The organism is Solirubrobacter ginsenosidimutans (genome assembly GCF_027587205.1).
Genome location: NZ_JAPDOD010000001.1, coordinates 290,240 through 309,122, shown reverse-complemented (window position 1 = coordinate 309,122; position 18,883 = coordinate 290,240). Strand labels below are relative to the sequence as shown.

Annotated in this window: 14 protein-coding genes; 9 read left to right on the top strand and 5 right to left on the bottom strand. The window is 72.5% G+C overall.

What is annotated here, in order from left to right:
- Nucleotides 1-111 precede the first annotated feature (111 nt).
- A complete protein-coding gene (locus OM076_RS01320; protein WP_270037505.1) occupies nt 112-1,077 on the top strand; it encodes a LysR family transcriptional regulator in 966 nt (321 codons plus the stop codon).
- Here OM076_RS01320 and OM076_RS01315 read toward each other — a convergent pair.
- The gene (locus tag OM076_RS01315) at nt 1,074-6,605 is read right to left on the bottom strand and encodes a PKD domain-containing protein (protein WP_270037504.1); all 5,532 of its coding nucleotides are present in this window, start codon (nt 6,603-6,605) and stop codon (nt 1,074-1,076) included. The two genes, OM076_RS01320 and OM076_RS01315, sit on opposite strands and share 4 nt — an antisense overlap.
- 122 nt (nt 6,606-6,727) lie before the next feature.
- Here OM076_RS01315 and OM076_RS01310 point away from each other — a divergent pair, with 122 nt between their 5' ends.
- The 3 genes from OM076_RS01310 (at nt 6,728) to OM076_RS01300 (ending at nt 11,739) form a co-directional block, all read left to right on the top strand.
- Nucleotides 6,728-9,532: an ATP-binding protein gene (locus OM076_RS01310; RefSeq protein ID WP_270037502.1), complete on the top strand. Its 2,805-nt coding sequence runs from the start codon at nt 6,728-6,730 to the stop codon at nt 9,530-9,532.
- 232 nt (nt 9,533-9,764) lie between these two features.
- Nucleotides 9,765-10,943 carry a phosphoribosyltransferase family protein gene (locus tag OM076_RS01305; RefSeq protein ID WP_270037500.1) on the top strand — a complete coding sequence of 393 codons (1,179 nt, stop codon included), beginning with the start codon at nt 9,765-9,767 and terminating at the stop codon, nt 10,941-10,943.
- 94 nt (nt 10,944-11,037) lie between these two features.
- The gene (locus tag OM076_RS01300) at nt 11,038-11,739 is read left to right on the top strand and encodes a response regulator transcription factor (protein WP_270037498.1); all 702 of its coding nucleotides are present in this window, start codon (nt 11,038-11,040) and stop codon (nt 11,737-11,739) included.
- 26 nt (nt 11,740-11,765) lie between these two features.
- Here OM076_RS01300 and pdxR read toward each other — a convergent pair whose 3' ends face one another.
- Nucleotides 11,766-13,151, bottom strand: coding sequence for a MocR-like pyridoxine biosynthesis transcription factor PdxR (pdxR, locus tag OM076_RS01295; protein WP_372517988.1), 1,386 nt, complete (start codon nt 13,149-13,151; stop codon nt 11,766-11,768).
- A 71-nt stretch (nt 13,152-13,222) separates the two neighbouring features.
- Between pdxR and OM076_RS01290 the strand changes: the two genes are divergently transcribed.
- The 3 genes from OM076_RS01290 to OM076_RS01280 are packed head-to-tail and all read left to right on the top strand — an operon-like array spanning nt 13,223 to nt 15,417.
- The gene (locus OM076_RS01290) at nt 13,223-14,473 is read left to right on the top strand and encodes an MFS transporter (RefSeq protein WP_270037494.1); all 1,251 of its coding nucleotides are present in this window, start codon (nt 13,223-13,225) and stop codon (nt 14,471-14,473) included.
- Nucleotides 14,457-15,056: an NAD-dependent epimerase/dehydratase family protein gene (locus OM076_RS01285; protein ID WP_270037492.1), complete on the top strand. Its 600-nt coding sequence runs from the start codon at nt 14,457-14,459 to the stop codon at nt 15,054-15,056. Before OM076_RS01290 ends, OM076_RS01285 begins: the two co-directional genes overlap by 17 nt.
- Before the next feature lie 13 nt (nt 15,057-15,069).
- Complete coding sequence (locus tag OM076_RS01280) at nt 15,070-15,417, top strand: DUF1294 domain-containing protein (RefSeq protein WP_270037490.1); 348 nt, start codon at nt 15,070-15,072, stop codon at nt 15,415-15,417.
- Between the two features lie 4 nt (nt 15,418-15,421).
- Here the strand turns inward: OM076_RS01280 and OM076_RS01275 are convergent, their stop codons facing one another.
- A complete protein-coding gene (locus OM076_RS01275; protein WP_270037488.1) occupies nt 15,422-16,333 on the bottom strand; it encodes a LysR family transcriptional regulator in 912 nt (303 codons plus the stop codon).
- Between the two features lie 74 nt (nt 16,334-16,407).
- Here OM076_RS01275 and OM076_RS01270 point away from each other — a divergent pair, with 74 nt between their 5' ends.
- The gene (locus OM076_RS01270) at nt 16,408-17,055 is read left to right on the top strand and encodes a dihydrofolate reductase family protein (RefSeq protein ID WP_270037486.1); all 648 of its coding nucleotides are present in this window, start codon (nt 16,408-16,410) and stop codon (nt 17,053-17,055) included.
- Here OM076_RS01270 and OM076_RS01265 read toward each other — a convergent pair.
- Nucleotides 17,005-17,583 carry a GNAT family N-acetyltransferase gene (locus OM076_RS01265; protein WP_270037484.1) on the bottom strand — a complete coding sequence of 193 codons (579 nt, stop codon included), beginning with the start codon at nt 17,581-17,583 and terminating at the stop codon, nt 17,005-17,007. The genes OM076_RS01270 and OM076_RS01265 overlap by 51 nt on opposite strands.
- A gap of 159 nt (nt 17,584-17,742) precedes the next feature.
- A complete protein-coding gene (locus OM076_RS01260; protein WP_270037482.1) occupies nt 17,743-18,054 on the bottom strand; it encodes a hypothetical protein in 312 nt (103 codons plus the stop codon).
- Between the two features lie 412 nt (nt 18,055-18,466).
- Between OM076_RS01260 and OM076_RS01255 the strand changes: the two genes are divergently transcribed.
- Entirely contained in the window at nt 18,467-18,874 is a 408-nt protein-coding gene (locus OM076_RS01255; RefSeq protein WP_270037480.1) for a methyl-accepting chemotaxis protein, read from the top strand.
- The last annotated feature ends 9 nt before the right edge of the window (nt 18,875-18,883 follow it).

Here is an 18,883-nt window from a genome sequence, read left to right as displayed (position 1 = left end):
TTCTCCTCCTCGGGTGCGACCAAATGCACGTTGTCACTTGACCCCCCGCGGGATCCAACGAGACTTCCGCGCCGATTCACAAGCGAGAGTGGTGAATCGCGCTAGCGTCTAGTGATCACCCCGGATCTGCGCAATCTGAGAGCGTTCGTCGCGGTCGCCGAAGAGCTGCACTTCACCCGCGCCGCGCAGCGCGTGCACATCACCCAGCAGGCGCTGAGCCTCCAGATCCGCCAGCTGGAGGCGTCACTCGGCGTGCCGCTGTTTGATCGTACGACGCGCCGCGTCGAGCTCACCACCGCCGGGCGGACGATGCTCGCGCACGCCGTCGCGCTGCTGGCGGCCGCCGACCGCGCGTGGGAGGACGTGCAGCGCGTGCACAAGGGCGAGGCGGGGCAGGTGCTGCTCTCCTACTCGCCGACCGTGCGGCGCGAGCTGCTCCCGTTGCTGCTGGAGGAGTTCGGCGCACGCCAGCCCGACATCGCGGTGAAGTCGTGCGAAGTGTGGTGGGGCGACTCCGCGCTCGCCGACGGCCTCACCGACGTCGCGATCACCCGCTCGCGCCCGATCGTGCCGGACGAGAGCGTGCTGTCGGTGCCGATCCTGCAGTCCCCGCTCGGCCTCGTGCTGGGCGCCGACCATCCCGCCGCGCTCGGTGACACCGTCCGCGTCACCGACCTGCGTCGCGAGGCGCTGAAGATCTGGCCACGGCCGTTCTCACCGCACTTCTACGACACGATCGTCTACTCGCTGCGGTTCGCGGGGTTCAACGGCCCGGTCGAGGAGCTCGCGATCTTCGGCGCCGGGATCCTCGCCGGCGACCCCGAGGCGCGCGCGGAGATCGCGTCCTGCGCGGCGTTCGGGATCGGCTTCCGCAACCAGTACACGGAGCTCGAGCCCGAACTCGTGTGGCGGGAGATCGAGCCGCTCCTGCCGATCCCGATGCACCTCTGCTGGCGCCACGACGCGTCGCCGGCGGTCCGCAACTTCCTCGCTGTCGTGCTCGACGTCGTGCAGACCAAGGGCTGGCTGCCCGAGCAAGAGCGCGAGGAGGCGGACCGCCTGCTCGCCGCGACCTAGGGCTTACCGGCGAGCACCGGCACCACCACCGTCGCCTGCTCGCTCGCGCCCGCGTCGTCGGCCACGGTGACGCGCGCCGCGTACTTGCCCGCCCGCGTGTAGGCGTGCTGCAACGCGACACGGGTCGTCCCCGCCGGCAGTTGCACGGTCTGCTCCGGCCCGCCGTCGGCCCAGTCGACCGTGACGGTGTGCGCGTCGCGCTCACCGGCGTCGGCGAAGTCGATCGTGTACTGGCCGGCCTGCCCCGCGACGGCGCCCGAAGCGAGCTTCATGCGGACGTCGACCGGCGCATCGTTGGTCACGATCAGCGTCCCCGTGCCGCGGCCGGTCGCGCCGTCGTCATCGGTCAGCGTGACCCGCGTGCGGTACGGGCCGTCCTGGGCGTAGCGGTGCGACGCGACGAACCGCAGCACGCCCGCGGGCAGCGCGATCATCTGCGCCGCCGTGCCGTCGCCCCACTCGATCTGCACCGTGTGGCTGTCGGTCGTGCCGGGGTCGGTGAACGTGCCGGCGACCGTCGCCGGCTTGCCCTCGACCGGCGACGCCGGGTCGGCCGCGAGCCCGGTCAGCGCGGGCGCGACGTTGCGGACCTTCCCCGACGCTGACTTGCTGGACGCGCCGGAGTCCTGGACGGTCACCGTGATCGGGTAGACCGACACGGGGTCGCCGCCCTCGGCGTAGCGGTGGGTCGCCGTCACCACGCGCGCCTCGCCGGCCGCGATGTCCGAGGCGGTGCCGTCGCCCCACAGCACGCGCACGGCCGGGTAGTGCAGCGCCATCGCGTCGAACGTGGCCCTCACCGTGGTCTCGTCGCCCTCGTCCACCATGGGCACCTCCGCGACCTGCAGTGTCGCGCCGCCGGCGGCGGCCGCCGGCTGCTCGTGACCGGCCGGGAAGGCCGGGCACGTGGTGGACGACGGCGAGAACAGCGTGCGCACGATGCTCTTGAACGTGTCGTCCGGGCTGCCGCCGGCGCGGAAGTCCCAGCCCGCGCCGAACTGCAGCGGCTGGCCGAACAGGCTCGCGTTCAGCGCGAGGTTGACGTTCACGTTGCCCGAGGCGAGCGCGCTCGCGTCAGCGCGGAAGTACGCGCAGTTGACGTTGACGACCGACCCGGCGGCGGTCGCGAAGCCGTTCACCAGCCGGTTCAGCGCCTGGTCGAACGTCGCGTCCGAGACGCTCAACCCGGTCGCGGTCTGGAACGCCGCGAGCAGCGCCGGTCGCACGTAGGCGCGCATCAGCCCCGCCCACGAGCACGTGCCCGTGTAGTGCAGCGTGGAGCAGACGCCCGCCACGGAGATCGAGGTGGGCGGCGTGACCCAGCAGTCGCCCCCGACCACCGTCGTGCCGACGCAGTACCGGTCGACGCGGATGCCGAGGCATGTGCCGTCGACCTCCACGCCGCCGCAGGTGCTCCAGTAGCCCGGGATCCCGCTGATCGGGATCGAGAAGCCATTGAGCAGCCGGTCGAGCGTCAGCGTCCCGAGGTTGTACCTCGAGGTCTGGTCCTGGGCGTCGCCCAGCACGCGGGTCATCGTGTCCACCTGCGAGGGCACCGTCACGCCGGCGTTGCGCAGCTGCACCGGCAGGTCGCGCACGTTGCTCACGCTGCCGCTGCCGTTGACCACGCCCAGCACCTTCCCGAACGCGGCGATCGGCGCCCTCAGGCCCTCGGCCTTCGGATTGACGGCGGACGTGATCGCGCCACGCGCGTCCTCGCGCAGCCAACCCTCCACGGCGAACGACGGGTTATGCAGGTCCAGCGCCGCGTTGGCCTTGAGGTAGCCGTGCATGGTGCGATTGAACAGCGCGGCGTCGCCGGAGAACGCGAATCCGGACCGCGAGACGTCCAGATCCGCCCGCCCGCTGGCGACCTCGTAGGCGCCCGCCGCGATGCGCGCCCCGCCGTGCAGGCTGAGCGACTGCTGCGTCGGCGTCAGCGCCAGCGCCAGTGATGTGTCGTCGAGCGAGATCGGCCCCAGGTGGAAGGCGTTGATCTCGCCGCCGGCCACCAGCCCGCCGGTATCGAAGCGCCCGTACACGCTGGCCAGGCAGCCGTCGGCCTGGCGGTTCAGGCACGTCTGGCGCGTGCTCGGATCCGTGTCGAGCGTGCGGCAGCCGCTCGGGTCATCGGCCCCGGGCTCGACGGCTGGCAGGTTCCTGCCCACGTACAGGTCGGCGGAGAAGCGCACGCCCTTGGTCAGGCACAGGTCCCGGTCGGTCTGCTGCGAGAACTGCAGGTAGAGGTTGCGCAGGGAGACGTCCGGCAGATTGGACGCGTTCAGCTGCGTGCCGGTGAGCTGGTTGTTGAGCCAGACGAGGTCGCTGAGCGCGAGGCCCGCGTGGCTGGCGGCCGAGAAGCCGATCAGGTCGGGGCGGACGAACGCCGGCGGCGGCGCGGGCGTCAGCCCCACCTTGAGCGCGGCCGCGACGTCCTTGGAGCCGATCTTGACGTCGCCCTGGAAGCCCATCGTGACCGCCGGGCCGGTGGGCGCGATCGCCACGCCGAGCTGCAGCGCGAGCCGGTTGATCTGCAGCCAGTTCTGCCCGAACGCGTTGCGCCACGGGCGCTCGGTGGTCAGCCGCCCGGTCAGCGTCAAGCTCGGCGGGTTCAGCGCCGCGCGCGCGGTGACGCCGAAGTCGAGCACGTCGTAGCACTTGCCGTTCTTCACGACGCCGCCGTCGCAGGCGGGCATCCACTGCGAGCCCTGGCGCTGGATCTTCACGCCGAGGTCGCCGTCGAACGCCAGGCCGTCGGTGCCGATCTCGAGCGCCACGTCGCCGTGGTCGAACCAGTCCGGCGCATCGTCGAAACGGAAGTTGCCCAGCGACGCACGCAGGGAGAAGTCCGTCCCGCCGAACACGGGGATCGTGCCCTCGAGCAGCGCGCGGCCGCGCGTCTGGATGCCGATCGCGCCGGCCATGCGGTCGACGTCGCGGCCCAGCTCGAACCCGGCGAGCAGCCGCAGGCCGCGCGTCACGTCGAGCCGGGCGAACTGCGTGCAGTCGGTGCGGGTGGCGCCGTCCGCGCAGCCGTAGAGCGACTTGTAGAAGTCGAACTCCGCGTCGGTGAGCCCGCTCGCCGGGCGCGAGCCGGTCTCGCTGCCGAGCACGAGCGCGGCCGAGGACAGCCTCACATTCATGGCGCGCGCCGCCGGTGTCAGGTCGCTCAGGGAGGCCTGGCCGCGCAGCTTGACGCCGGCGGTGAACCCGCCCCCGGGCCGGGCGGCCACGAGCACGTACCAGTCGTGGCTGCCGAAGGTCGTCGTCGCGTTCAGCGCGAAAGCGCTGGAGCCGCCGCCGAGCGTGACGCTCGCCGAGGCATCGCTGAGCGTCAGGTCAGCCATGTCGCGGGGCAGCGCGGGCCCCGCCGGGCTGAGGTCTCCGAAGGCGCGGACGCCGTCCGACAACCTCGCCGAGTCGAGGAAGCGAGCGGTCAGCGTGGCGGTGGTGGACGGGCCCTTCGCGAGCGCGAAGTCGAGCGCGAAGCGCTTGCCGGCCAGCGTCTGCCTGGCGCTGACGGACGCGTTCACGTCGGCCGGCCTGCCGCCGCCGAAGCTCGTGTCCAGCTCGACGGTCGCCGACTCGAGCGTGCCGAGCCAGGCCGCGCCGAACGGGCTCCGCCAGTTGTGGATCGTGCCGCTGAAGCCGATCTCCGAGCGCGCGCCGGAGCGCGCGACGCGGCCCGCGAGCGTGGTGGAGAACGTCGAGCCGCGCACGGTCACGTTTGCGTCCGTCCGCAGCGACGCGGCGACGGAGCCGCTGGCGTAGCGGAACGACAGCGTGGTCGGGCCGGTCGGCTGGACCCACGTCGGCAGGCCCGCGGGGGGCGCCGGCAGCGTCGCGTCCAGCGCGAGGTTGCGCAGCGAGATGGAGCGCAGCGAGCCGAGCGTGACGTCGGCACCGAGTGTGCCGGACAGCGTGGCCTCGCTCCCCTGCGGGTAGCCGAGCGCGTCGAGCGGGAGCCGGCCCTCGAGGTTCAGGCCGGGCGAGAACTCCAGCGTGGGCGGAAGCGACGGGTACGCGGCGCCGAAGAAGTCGCGCTCCTGCGGCGTCAGGTCGTCCGCGGACAGCGAGGTCAGCGACGTCGCGGTGAGGTCGAGCGCGGGCAGCCGGACGCCGCTCAGCGTGTCGCCGAGCTGCGCCGCCGGCAGCAGCGAGGACAGCCGCACGCAGTCCTCGCAGCCGGAGTCGGTGAGCCGCAGTCCGAGCAGCGGCTTTGCTGGCGCTCCGGTCTGCTTGCGCAAGGTGAGCAGCGCGGACGCGTGGAGATCGTTGACGGTGGCGTTCGCGGACACGCTGAACGTGCTGCGGTTCAGCGAGAACGAGACGCGGTCGAGCGAGACGGCGTCACCACCCGGGACCGCGGCCACCGGCGTGCCGAGCAGCCGCCCGCCGAGATCGGCGAGCTGGGTGGCGGTCAGCGGGCCCTCGGCGGTGAAGTCCGCGCGGTCGCCGTCGAACGCGGCGTCGACGTGCACCCCGCCGACGGTGAAGGCGAGCGAGCCGGCGTCGCGCGTGAGGCGCAGCTTGACGTCTGAGAGCGCCGACGCGTCGAGGCCGAACGGCGCGTCGAGCGGGCCGTCGAGGCCGAGCTCGGCCTCGACGTCTCCGCCGGGCGCGATCGCCACGTGGCCGGTGAAGTGGTTGCGGGTGCCGTCGACAGCGAGCGTGATGTCCTCGTCGGCGCTGACGCTCGGGCGTCCGCCGCCGAGCTTGAGCACGTAGGTCGAGGTGCGGTCGGCGATCCAGGCCGGCGCGGTCGGGCTCTTGCCCAGCGTCGCCTTCAGTTCCAGGTCGCCGAGTTGCGCGTCCGTCGCGCGGCCGAACAGCGCCGCGGCGGAGGCCGCGAGCGAGCCCTCGACGTGGACGTCGCCGGAGTAGCCGGCGAAGCCGAACGCGTCGGCGAGGCGGCCGTCCAGCTGCAGGTCGCCGGCGAGGTTCACGCCGCCGGCGAGGTCGGTGGGCTCGGGGTAGAAGGCGCGTGCGGCCCCCGGCAGCGCGTCGGGGTCGATCTGCTGGTCAGCACCGGCGACGGCGAGACGCACGGTGGCGAAGCTGACGTCGCCGTAAGAGTCGTCCCAGCGCGGGTTCAGGCGCGACAGTGACAGGTCGTCGGTCTTGGCCGCGATGGCGAGCGCCGGCGTGGTCGAGCTGTCATCCGGCCAGACTGCCGTGACGAGCAGATCGACGTCCTGGCCGAGCACGTCGGCCGAGCCCGACAGCGAGAGCGAGTGGCCGGCGTCGTTGGAGCCGAGCGTCACATTCGCGACACCAAGCCGCTCGAGCCCGGGGATCTGCACCGGGAGCGTGATCGCCGAGAGCTGGTCCAGGCGGTCCTTGGCCTGGGCATAAGTGAGCGTGTCGAGATCGGTGAACCCGGAGGCGGTCGCCGCCGCACCGGGGTCGACGGTCACCTCCTTGGTGGGTTCGCCGAGCGCGGGGATGGCCAGCGCTGCGCTGACGATCAACGCCACCAGCACCAGCAGCACCGGCCGGCGCTTCAAGCGCCTCCGTTTGTCCTCCATGACGAGCAACTCCTTGTGGGATATCGAGGGCTCGGCGATTCTCTGCTCGGCCGGGTACCGGCGCCTCGGGAGCGTCCCTGAACTTGTCCCTGAGACGACCCCCGGAGTACGGTTCTCAGACCGTGGCGGGAGCACACTCCTCCGAGCGGGTCGCCCGGCCGCTGGAGCTGAAGGGGCTGCTCGAGCGGGGGGCGGAGCACAGCGCGCTGGTGCAGGCCGTCAACGCCCTGCCGGGCGGGCGCGGGCGCGTGATCGCTGTAGTGGGGCCACCCGGAGTGGGCAAGACGTCGATCGGCGCGATGGCCCGGTCGCTCGGCGCCGACGCGGGCGTGACGGTGCTCCGCGCGCGCGGCGCGGAGCTGGAGCAGCGCTTCGCTTATGGGGTCGTGCGCCAGCTGTTCGAGCGGCTGGTGATCCGGGCCACGCCCGCCGAGCGGGCGGACCTGTTCTCGGCGGCGGCGGCCGGCGCGCAGCCGGCGCTCGGCACGCTCCCGGCGATCGGGCTTCCGCAGCGCACGGAGACGCGCTTCCAGCTGCTGCACGGGCTGTTCTGGTTCCTCGTTCAGGTCGCCGACCGCGGGCCGCTGCTGGCCGTCGTCGACGACCTGCACTGGGTCGACCCCGGCTCGCTGGCGTTCATCGACTACCTCGCCCGGCGCGTCGAGGAGCTCCCCGTGCTGCTCGTCCTGACCGCGCGTGACGCCGAGGAGGGCGAATACCGGCGCCTGCTCGCGGAGCTGGCTGCCGACCCGGCCGTCACAGTGCTGCGCCCGGGGCCCTTGAGCCAGGCGGCGGTCGCGCGGCTCGTACGCGAGCGGCTCGGTTCGGAGGCTCCGGCGAAGCTGTGCAACGCGTGCCACACGGTGACGAGCGGCAACCCGTTGTTCCTGCGCCAGCTCCTGTTCGCGCTGGAGGGCGAGGAGCCGTCGGTGGATGCGGTCGAGCGCGTCGCGGGGCGCGCGGTCAAGGATCTGGTGCGCCACCGGATCGCCAGCCTCGGCGGCGCGGCCGTGACGCTCGCGCAGGCCGTCGCCGTGCTCGGCGGCAGGGCGCCGCTGCCGGTGGCCGCCGAGCTCGCCGGGCTGGCCGAGGCAGACGCCGCGCTCGCCGCCGACGCGCTCGTCCGCGGCGGTTTCTTCGAGGCCGACCTGTCGTTCGTGCACCCGATCGTCCGCGCCGCGGTCTACGACGAGCTGGCGCCGGGCGAGCGGCGCCTCATCCATGCCCGCGCCGCGAACGCGCTGCTGCGCCGCGGCGCACCGGACGAGCAGGTCGCCTCGCACATCCTCGCCGCACCCGAGCACACCGGCGACGGCTGGCTCGAGGTGCTGCTGCGCGCGGCTGACGAGGCGCGCCGCCGCGCGAGCCTGGAGACGGCCGCGGTCCACCTGCGCCGCGCGCTGGGCGAGCCGGGGGCCGAGCGCGGCGAGCTGCTGCGGATGCTCGGGCTGTGCGAGGGCTACAGCCAAGATCTGCGCCGCGGCGAGGCGCACCTGCGCGGGGCGCTCGAGCTGGCCGACGACGCCGTGGCCTACGGGCGCTGCTCGCTGAGCCTGGGTCGCGTGCTCAACGTGGTCGGGGAGACCGCCGCGGCCGCCGGCGCGTTCGCCGCCGGGCTGGACCGCATGGGCGACGAGGACCCGGAGCTCGCCTTGACGCTCCAGGCCGACCTCGTGGGGGGCGCGCGCCTGAGCAGCTCGCTCGCCGAGGTGTGGCGGGAGCGCTCGGCGGCGTTCCGCGCGGCCACGCCCGACGGGCCGTTCCGGGCGATGGCCACGGCCTACGCGGCGATCGACGCGGCCTACACCCTGGGCGCGCGCGACGAGGTGGTCGCACTGGCCGAGCGTGCCTTGAGCGGCCCGCTCTCCCCCAACCGGCCGCCGTTCTACATGGCTGTCTACGCGCTGCTGATGTGCGAGCGCTTCGAGGCCGCGCACCGCCACCTCACCGAGGCGTTGCGGCTCGCCCACGCGCGCGGGAACCTCGTCACCGACCCGGTCGTCTACTGCAACCGCTCGAGCGCCGCCCGCGCCCGCGGCGCGCTGGCCGCGGCGCGCGCGGACGCGGAGCTCGGGCTCGACGTCAGCGAGCCGTCGAACTTCGCCCGCAGGCTTCTCTACGCGACGCTGCTGCACTGCCTGATCGAGGAGGGCGCGCTCGACCAGGCCGAGGCCGTGCTCGCGGCCACGGAGCTGGACGGGCCGCTCCCGGACGCGGCGATGTGCGACGACCTGCTCGCCGCCCGCGGGCGCCTGCGGCTGGCCCGCGGCGACGCCGTCGCGGCGCTCGACGACCTGCTGCTGGTCGGGCGGCGCGAGCGTGTCTGGGGCCCGCGCGGGATGCTCGCGCCGCGCTACTGGGCGGCCGACGCCGCGCTCGCGCACGCGGCGCTGGGGGACCGCGAGGCGGCGCTGGCGCTGTCCGGCGAGCAGCTCGCCGTGGCGCGCGAGCTCGGCGCGCCGGGCGCGCTCGGCGTCGCGCTGCGCACCGAGGGCGTGCTGCGCGGCGACGTCTCCCTCCTCGAGGAGGCGGTCCTGTCTCTGCGCGCGTCAGAGGCGCGCCTCGAGCTGGCGCGCGGCCTGCTCGAGCTCGGCACCGCGCTCCCGCGCAAGGACGGCCGCGAGCACCTCCGCGACGCCCGCGCGCTCGCCGCCGAATGCGCCGCCCCAGCGCTCGTCGCCGCCGCCGAAGCGCGCCTGAGCGAGGGCGGCGGGCGGCTCCCACGCCTGCAGGTCAGCGGCGTGCAGGCGCTGACCGCCCAGGAGCGCCGCGTCGCCGAACTGGCGGCGAGCGACATGACGAACCGCCAGATCGCGCAGGAGCTCTACCTGACCGAGAAGACGGTCGAGACCCACCTCTCGAGCGTCTACCGCAAGCTCGCGATCAAGTCCCGCCGGCAGCTCGCGCTCCAGCTCGCCGCGGGTTAGTACCGCAGCGATGCCCTTCCCGCTCGACACTGCGGCGCGGCATGAATCGACCCGCGACCATGCGGTTCACGTTCGTGTCTGAGCATCCTGTCCCGTCCGACCGCGCGCGAGCTGGTGCGCGGTGCGTTCGACCCCTACGTGCACACCGCCCCGGACTTCGCCCCGCGCCGGATCACGGATCTGGAGGTTAGGCGCCCCGCTGTCCCCGTAGTCGGCGTAGGATCGTGACGAAGTGCACGATCCTCCTCCGGCACCCGCAGAGCATCCGTTCCCGAATCGCCGGACCGCCGGGCTCGCGCTGGCCGCCCGGCTCGAGCGGCTGCGCGAAGACGATCCTGTGATCCTCGCGCTCGAGCCCGGCGGTGTGCCGGTCGGTGCCGTGGCCGCCGAGGTGCTCGGCGCGCCGTTCGGGGTGATCGCCGTGGCCCGCATCGGCGAGCCCGGGCGGCGCGTGGGAGCCGTTGCCGAGGGCGGCCCGCCGCTGATCGACCACCGCCTCGCGCGCAGCTACAAGCTGGACGTGGTGGCGCTCGCGACGGCACGCGAGGAGGCCGAGAACGCGGTGGCGGACCGCGCGGCGCGGCGCACGACGCCGATCCCGGACCTGACGGGCCGGACGGTCGTCCTCGTCGGCGACGGGATCGCGACCGGGCGTGCCGCCGCGGCGGCCGGGTATGCGGCCCGGCGGCGCGGAGCCGCACGGGTGGTGGCGGCGGCGCCGGTGGCGACGGCGGACGCGATCGCCTACCTGGGCGAGCTGCTCGACGAGGTCATTTGCGTCCGGTGCGCCCCGCTCGCCGCCAGCCTGCTCCAGTGGTACGACCAGCCGCTCCTGGCCTCTGCGGAGGACGCGGCGATCCCGCTGCCCGGCGGTGAACGGGCACAGGACGCTGATGGCGTGCTGGCGATTCCCGAAGGTGTGCGCGGGCTGACTGTGCTCGTCCCGCCGGTGGACCTGACCGTGGCCGAGGCGCTGGCCGGCGCGGGCTTCGCGACGCTGCGCCTCGAGCACGCAGACGGCCTCGGGCAGGCGATCGAGCGTGTGCGCGCGCGTCCGCAGGCGCGCGGCCTGGCGATGGGGTTCGTCGGGCTGGGTCAGGCGGTCGAGCCGGTGCTGGCCGCCGGCGAGCAGGCCGACGCGCTCGTCGTCGCCGGCGGGCATCACGAGCCCGACCCCGACGTGCTGACCTCGATCACGGCGCCGACGCTCCTGATCGCCGCCGGCGAGGATCACATCGAGCAGCGCTGGGTGCGTGACGCCCGCGCGCTGCTGCGCCGCTGCGAGACGCACACGATCGTCGTGCCGGGCGCCACGCACGGCTTCCCGGAGCCACGCGCGCTCGAGCGCGTCGCGCACGCGACCCAGCGGTGGTTCGGCACGCACCTCGCCTCGGTCGACGGAGCGGGGTAAAGCGAGAGGACTAGACTCGCGGGTGTCGCCGGGAACTGCCGCTCTTTCCGCTCGGCGACTCGACGTCCGGACAGGGCATGAGAGGTCTGAGGTCATGCCGACGGGCGAGCAGCACGGCGAACGTGAACCCGCGGCTGTGGTCGATCGGCTGCGTGTGGTGATCGCCGAGGATTCAGTGCTCCTACGCGAGGGGATCGCGCGGCTGCTCGAGCGGGCGGGCTTTGAGGTCGTCGGCCAGGCCGGCGACGGCGAAGACCTGCTGCGCAAGGTCGGCGCGCACCGGCCGGATGTCGCTGTCATCGACGTGCGAATGCCCCCGACGCACACCGACGAGGGGTTGCTGGCCGCCCGTCGCATCCGCACCGAGCACCCCGGCACCGCCGTGCTCGTGCTCTCTCAGTACGTCGAGGAGGCCTATGCGCTCGACCTGCTGTCGGAAACGACCGAGCGCACGGGCTATCTGCTCAAGGACCGTATCGGCGATGTGGATTCGTTCACCGACGCTGTGCGGCGAGTGGCGCTCGGCGGCTCGGCGCTGGATCCCGAGGTGGTCGCGTTGCTGCTCGGCCGTCGCCGCCGGCAGGATCCGCTCGCCGCGCTCACGCCGCGCGAGCGAGAGGTACTCGGCCTGATGGCCGAGGGCCGCTCCAACGCGGCCATGGCCGACGCGCTGGTCGTCAGCGACCGCGCCGTCGAGAAGCACGTCACCGCGATCCTCTCCAAGCTCGACCTGCCGCCCGCGGCCGAGGATCACCGCCGAGTGCTCGCCGTCCTGGCGTTCCTGCGGTCGGTGTGACCAGCTCGCCGCCAATGAACGCGTCGTCACGGCATCACGCTGCACAGTGCGTTCAGCGCTCCTCCCCACGCGCTGTCCGAGACGGCGGAGTAGTTGACGACGAGCGCATCCTGCGCAGCGGCCGGCCCGCCGAGACCTTGATGGCGAAATTCCGCCATCCCGCTGACCATGAGCCCTTGGCGCGCCGCGGCGTGGAGCACCGAGCGTTCGGTTCCGAGCGGAAGTTCGAGGACCGCCTGCAGCCCGGCGGCCATGCCGGTCACGCGGACCTCGGGCGCGCGCTGTGCCAGCGCTTCGACCAGCTGGTCGCGGCGGCGGCGGTACGTCTGCCGCCGCGAGCGCACGTGGCGGTCGAAACCACCTGACGTGATGAACTCCGCGAGCGTCAGCTGCTCCAGCGCGCTCACCGTGTCCACGGGGCCCTTCGCCGCCGCGATGTCCGGGAGGAGGTGTTCGGGTGCCACCAGCCAGGCGACGCGGAGGGCCGGTGCCAAGGCTTTGCTCGCAGTGCCGAAGTACACGACCCGTTCGGGGTCGAGGCCCTGCAGCGCTCCCACCGGCTTGCGGTCGTAGCGGAACTCTCCGTCGTAGTCGTCCTCCAAGATCAGCCCGCCGGTGGTGCGAGCCCAGTCGATCGCGGCCGCTCGGCGTTCCGCTGACAGTGCGACGCCGGTCGGGAACTGATGCGCAGGTGTCAGGAGGACGGCGCCCGCGCCGTTCAGGCTCGTGAGATCGCCGGTGCGTGCGCCGTGCTCGTCGACGAGGAGCGGCGGGATGCTCACGCCGGCGTCGGTCAGCAGGGCGCGATAGAGGCCCAGCCCGTATCCCTCGACGGCGACCGCCCGCACGCCCCGCGCTTTGAGTGCCCGTGCGGTCAACGTCAGCCCGTGGTGAAAGCCCGGACAGATGACGATCCGTTCCGGCTCGGCATCCACGCCGCGGACGCGGGACAGGTAGTCGGCGAGCGCTGTGCGCAGTTCGATGCGCCCGAGGGGATCGCCGTAGCCGAAGGCGTCAGGCGGTGCCACCGCCAGGGCGCGGCGAGCGGCAGCGAGCCACGGCGTGCGGGGGAATTCGGCGAAGTCCGCCGCACCGGGCAGCAGGCCGTGTGTGGCGCGACGCCGGTTTGACCCACCTGGTGAGCCGGTGGCCGCGACGCGGCGTGGCGCGGCCCGCTGGGCGACGCGTGTGCCGGAGCCTTGTCGAGCCGTGAGCAAGCCCTCCGCCACCAGTTCCGCGTAGCACTCGGTCACGGTGCTGCGGGCGATGCCGAGATCAGCCGCGAGCGTCCGGGACGCGGGCAGGCGGCTGCCCGCCGGCAGCCGCCCCGAGCGCACGGCCTCTCGCAGCGCGTCGCTCAGTCCGGCTCGCACCCGCGGGCCGCGCAGCTCCAGATGGAGGTCCACCCCCACAGAATTGGTCTGAGATCCAGCCACAGAAATGGATCTTACATTCGGACCTCTTCGGTCATACGGTTGACGCCATGCCAACCAACGAAACCGATGAACCCGCGGGCGCCTCCCGCGCGCCGCGCCTGGCCTTGGCGGGTGCGGCGCTGGCGTTCACCAGCATGTACCTCGCGGCCGGTGCGCTGACACCGCTGCTGGTCGTCTACAAGGAGCAGTGGGATCTCGCGCCCTCGCAGCTCACGATGGCGTTCGCCGTCTACGCGATCGGCTTCCTCGCCGCCGCGCTCGTGCTGGGATCGCTTTCCGATCATCTCGGCCGGCGGCCCGTGCTGATCGGCGCCCTCGTCGTCCAGCTCGTGTCGAACCTGATGTTCCTCGTCGCCCCCGACGTCGGCTGGGTCATCGCCGGCCGCATCGTGCAGGGCCTCGCGAGTGGCGCGGCGACCGGAGCGTTCACCGCGGCGCTCGTCGAGCTCGCGCCGCCCCACCAGAAGCGGCTTGGACCGATCCTCGGCAGCGTCGGGCTCACCGGAGGTCTTGCCGTGGGCTCGCTGCTCGCGGGCCTGGCGATCCAGCTCACGCCCTCGGCGAACACGATCGCCTTCGTGTTTCTCAGCGCACTCACCGTCGTGGGTGGCATCGCCGTCGCGGCCGCTCCGGAGACCATGCGCCGAAGCCCCGGAGCGCTGCGCTCGATGATCCCGAACGTCGCGATCCCGCTCGCGGCCCGCGTCGAGTTCGTCGCCGCCGCGCCGGTGGTCGCAGCGGTGTGGATGCTCGCCGGGCTCTCCGGTGGCCTCGCCCCGAGCATGGTCCACAGCGTGTTCGGACTCGACAGCGGCCTGCTCGACGGGCTCGCCGGGTTCATCGCGCCGGCGGTCTCGGTGATCATCGGCCTGTCGTTCGCACGTGTGCCCGCCCGGACGGCGATGACCATCGGCATTTACGCGGCGATCCTCGGGTCCATCGGCATCGCCGGCGGCGCGTCCGCGGGCAGCCTTGCCACGATGTTCATCGGGCAGGCCGTCGCCGGCCTCGCCTTCGGTGCGGCGTTCACCGCCTCGTTGGGGCTGGTCATCCCGCTCGTGGCCGCGCACCAGCGTGCGGGCGTCGTCGCGGCCGTCTACGTCGTCTCCTACCTCGGTCTCGGGGTCCCCGTCGTCCTCGCCGGACAGCTCACAGACGTCCTCGGCGTCGTGCCGACCGTCGGTTGGTACAGCGCAGTGGTCGTCCTCCTCGCGCTATTCAGCCTCCTTGCCCAGGAGCGCCTCAAGCGCCGCACTCCCCTACAAGAAAGCAGGCAGACCCATGCCGTCCATCCATAACCCGCGCGTGTTCCTCGCCGGAGCGTCTGGCGTGCTCGGCCAACGACTGATCCCCCGGCTGATCGAGGCTGGGTACGTCGTCGGCGGCATGACGCGCTCGGCCGGCAAGACCGAGTTGCTCAGCCGTCTCGGCGCCGAGCCGATCGTCTGCGATGTCTTCGACCGAGAAGCGCTGGAGGGGGCCGTTCGCGCTTTCGCACCTGACGTGATCCTGAACGAGCTCACGGACCTGCCCGACGACGCCGCGAGCATCGGTGCCTACGCGGGGCGCAACGCGCGCATCCGCACCGAGGGAAACCAGAACCTGATCCACGCCGCGCGCCGCAGCGGGTCGCCCAAGCTCCTGGCGCAGACCGTCGCGTGGCAGCTGCCCGACGGGCCTGACGCCTTGGCCGTGGCGGAGCTTGAGCGATCGGTCCTCGCCGAGGGCGGCGTCGTGCTGAGCTACGGCCAGTTCTACGGACCCGGCACCTACCACGAGCAGCGCGTCCCCGCCGAGCCGCGAGTCGGGATCGACCGCGCCGCCGAACGGACGGTCGAGCTGCTGGACGCGCCGTCCGGCGTGGTCGTCATCACCGACTGATAGAGAAGGCTCCATGCACAGCAAGCGCGAGCTCACCACGAGAACTTTGATCGCCGCGTTTGCCGCCGGCGTTCTCGTCGCAGCCGCGTTTGTCGTCGCGACCGACGTGTCGGTGATCGTCGCCTACGTCCTCGGGCTCGGGCTGATCACCTTCCTCACCTACGGCTACGACAAGCTCCAGGCCGTCCGCGGCGGGCGGCGCATCACCGAACCGGCGCTGCTCGTGCTGCCGGTGATCGGCGGCGCGCTCGGCGGGTGGGCGGGGATGCTGATCTGGCGCCACAAGACCAAGCACGCGAGCTTCTGGATCGCCCAGATCGTCGGGACCCTCGCGATCGCGGCCGCGCTCTGGCTGACGTGAGCGCTCATCCGTCGTGATCGTGCAGCGCCCGGCGCGCGATGCCGATGAACTCGCGCATCGCGGGCGCTGAGTTGCGGCGGCGCCACACGAGCACGGTCTCGGCCGGCGGCATGTCGGTGATCGGGATGTAGCGCACGTTCGGGTGTCCGTAGTGGGTGGCGAACGAGCTGACGGTCGGGTTCACGATCTTGCCGCGCGCAACCATGACGATCAGCTCGCCGACGTCCCCGATCCCGAGCCGCACCCGTCGGATCGGGCGGCCGGAGGGGGTCTCCCCCGGGCAGAACGCGTCGCTGATCTGGGAGATCAGCCCGTCGGCCCAGCCGACGTCGTAGTCGGCGAGGTCCTCGATGGAGACGGCGGCGCGGCCGGCCAGCGGGTGATCGTGGGCGACGGCGAGCACGCGCGGCTCGCGGTCCACGATCGGGCCGACGACGAGATCCGGCTCGTCGAAGGGCAGTCGCGTGAGCATGAGGTCGATCTCGCCGCGCCGAAGCGAGTGGAACCGATCACCGAAGGAGAGCTCGATGACCCGCACGGAGCAGCGCTCGTTGGCGGCTTCGAACGCATCGATGACGCCGAGCAGGCGCGCCCCGACCGCCGCTGCATTGTGCGCCCCGAGGCGGAGCTCGCCAGAGACCGCGAGCCCGACCTCGTGCGTCCGTTGAAGCGCCCCGACGAGCTCGCCGTAGACGCTGCCGACCTCCTCGCGGAACCGCTCGCCGGCCGGCGAGAGCGTGACGCGCCGGCTCGTGCGATGCACGAGCTCGAGGCCGAGCTTGTGCTCAAGGCTCCGGAGGCTCTGGCTGACGCGCGACTGCGTGAGGCCGAGCCGGTCGGCGGTGCGGCGGAAGTGGAGCTCTTCGGCCAGGACGAGGAACACACGGATCTCGCGCAGCTCGACCGTCTCCCACATCGATAAGCGACACTACTCGCTCCGTTGCGCGGTCGGCAGTTGATCGCGGCATGTCCGGCACCGATCCTGGGGCCATGTCACTCGCCCGCGTTCAGTCCTTCGCCATCTCACTCGACGGCTTCGGCACCGGTGAGGGCCAAAGCGCCGACGCGCATTTCGGTCACGCCGGGGACAGGCTGCACGAATGGATGTTCGAGACCCGGTGGGGTCGCGAGATGCTCGGGCGCCCCGGCGGTGGCGGCGGTGTCGACGATGCCTTCTCGCGGATGTTCGCGCCCGGGATCGGTGCGGAGATCATGGGCGCCGGCAAGTTCGGCCACCCCGGCTGGCACGAGGACCCGGAGTGGAAGGGCGCGTGGGGATCCAACCCGCCGTTCCACACACCGGTGTTCGTCCTCACCCACCACCCGCGCCCGCCGATCGAGCTGGAAGGCGGCACGACCTTCCACTTCCTCGACGCGTCGCCCGCGGAGGCACTCGAGACCGCCCGCGAGGCCGCGAAGGGCCAGGACGTACGCATCGGCGGCGGTCCCACGATGATCCGCGACTTCCTCGCTGCCGGGCTCGTCGACCACATGCACACGGTGGTGGTTCCGATCCTGCTCGGCCGAGGGGTGCGCCTCTGGGACGGCCTCGAGGGGCTCGAGAAGGACTACGTGGTCGAGGCCACGTCATCGCCCAGTGGAGTCACCCATGTGACTTTCACCCGCGCGACCGCCTGAATCCGGAGCTTCCGTGGCGATCCGCCAATAGTGGGTCTCCACGGCGCGCAGGCCGCGTCGTTCGTAGAACCGCCGGGCCGCATGATTGCCGGTCATGACCGCGACGACGAGATCGACGATCGACGCGGCGGCGAGTTCGCGGTCGAGCTCGTCGAGTAGCCGCGTGCCGATCCCGCCGCCGCGCGCCTCGGGCGCGATCGAGAGCGAGTACAACTCCGCGTAGCGCCGGCCGACGGCGAACGTCTCGTCGGGGCCGTCGATCACGTGCGCGAACGCGTAGCCGACAAGGTGACCGTCGCGCTCGGCCACCAGCGCCAGCGCGGTCCCGGAGTCCAGCCAACCGCGGTAGACGTCGCGGCGGCGCTGCCACGAGACCGCGTCGTCGGCCACCAGCAGCCGATCCGGCAGCACGGTGCGGTGGTGGCGGTGCAGCGCGAGCCACAACGGCTCGAGTGCATCGAGCTCATCCGTGTGCTCGAGCCGGCGGATGGAGACGGCCGGGGCGGTCACGAGGTCGTCATCGGGCATAGCGCGCAGTCCTCGTCGCCGTCGCATCGTTACGACACGAGTAACGAAGCGTCCGGGTGCCCGGACCAGAGGTGAGATCCGTGCACCGCTTCCCAATCTCTCGAGTACAGGCTCGAGCGAAAGCGGCGGCGAGGACGTGCGCAGCGCGATGGAGTGGGCTCAGGAGCGGGCGTTGGCCGCGGACGCGATCTCGCAGCGCGAGATCGCGCAGCGGTTGGAACTGAATCGGCGGACGGTCGCGCGGTTGGCTGCGGCAGATGAGCCGCCGCGATATTCGCGGCCGTCGACGGGGTCGGTGGACTTGGACAAGCGGCGGCTGCCGAGCTTGCGTCCGGCGGTCGTTCGGCCGGCGCAGGCGGACGGGTTATCGGCCGGGGCGAATGCGTCTATGACAACTTGCGCTCGGCGGTCGCGCGCCGCGACGGCGACCAGAACACCGGGAACACGCGCTTCTCCAAGCTCCGCGGGCATGACGCGTTTCACGCCACGGCGTGCACGCCCCCGACGCCACGCGAGAGTGGCTCGCCCTCCGGGTCTGCCTGCCGTGAGTCCGGCTCGCGGCGCGGCTCTCTTGGCTCGAATCGCCGTGCCGGGATACCGACAGTTGCGGGCTACGGAGAAGGAAAGTGTGTCCTTCGCGCCCATCTCTCCGTCGCCGCGGTCGACCGTGCGCGTTTGAGGCTCGAGCAGGTTCGCGCTCGCGACGCGAGCGTCGAGTTTCTCGCGCTCTGCTCACGAAAGTCGACGCTCGCTCACCATCCCACGTGTCACGTTTGCCGTGGGCGGGGTGAGGGCAATCCGCGCCGGGAGGGCCTATCCGCGGCGTGCCCTCCAACCCTGGACCTCACTATGAAAGTCACCCTGCGGACGCTGTCCGTAACTCGTGCTCGTGGCCTCGATCGCCGGGCTGATCGGACAGATCCAGAGCGACACGCTGAACGCCGTCACGGTCGTCGAAGGCGGCAACCGGCGGACGGAGGACGGGGTCGCCACGGTGGCCCAGACGCGGGACGCGTTCGAGCGCATCGGCGAATCCGTCCAGGACATGAGCGCCCGCATCGAGAAGATCGCGGACGCGGCGCAGCGCATCGCGGGCAGCGCGGCCCGGATGCACGACGAGATCGGCGAAGTCGCCGGGGTCGCCGAGCAGTCCTCGGCGTCGGCCGAGGAGGTGTCGGCTTCGACCGAGCAGACCTCCGCTTCCACGCAGGGGATCGCCGCCACCGCTCAGGAGCTGGCGAGCTCCGCGCAGGCCCTGGAGCGACTCGTCTCCGAGTTCACGCTCGTCTAGCAGGCGCTC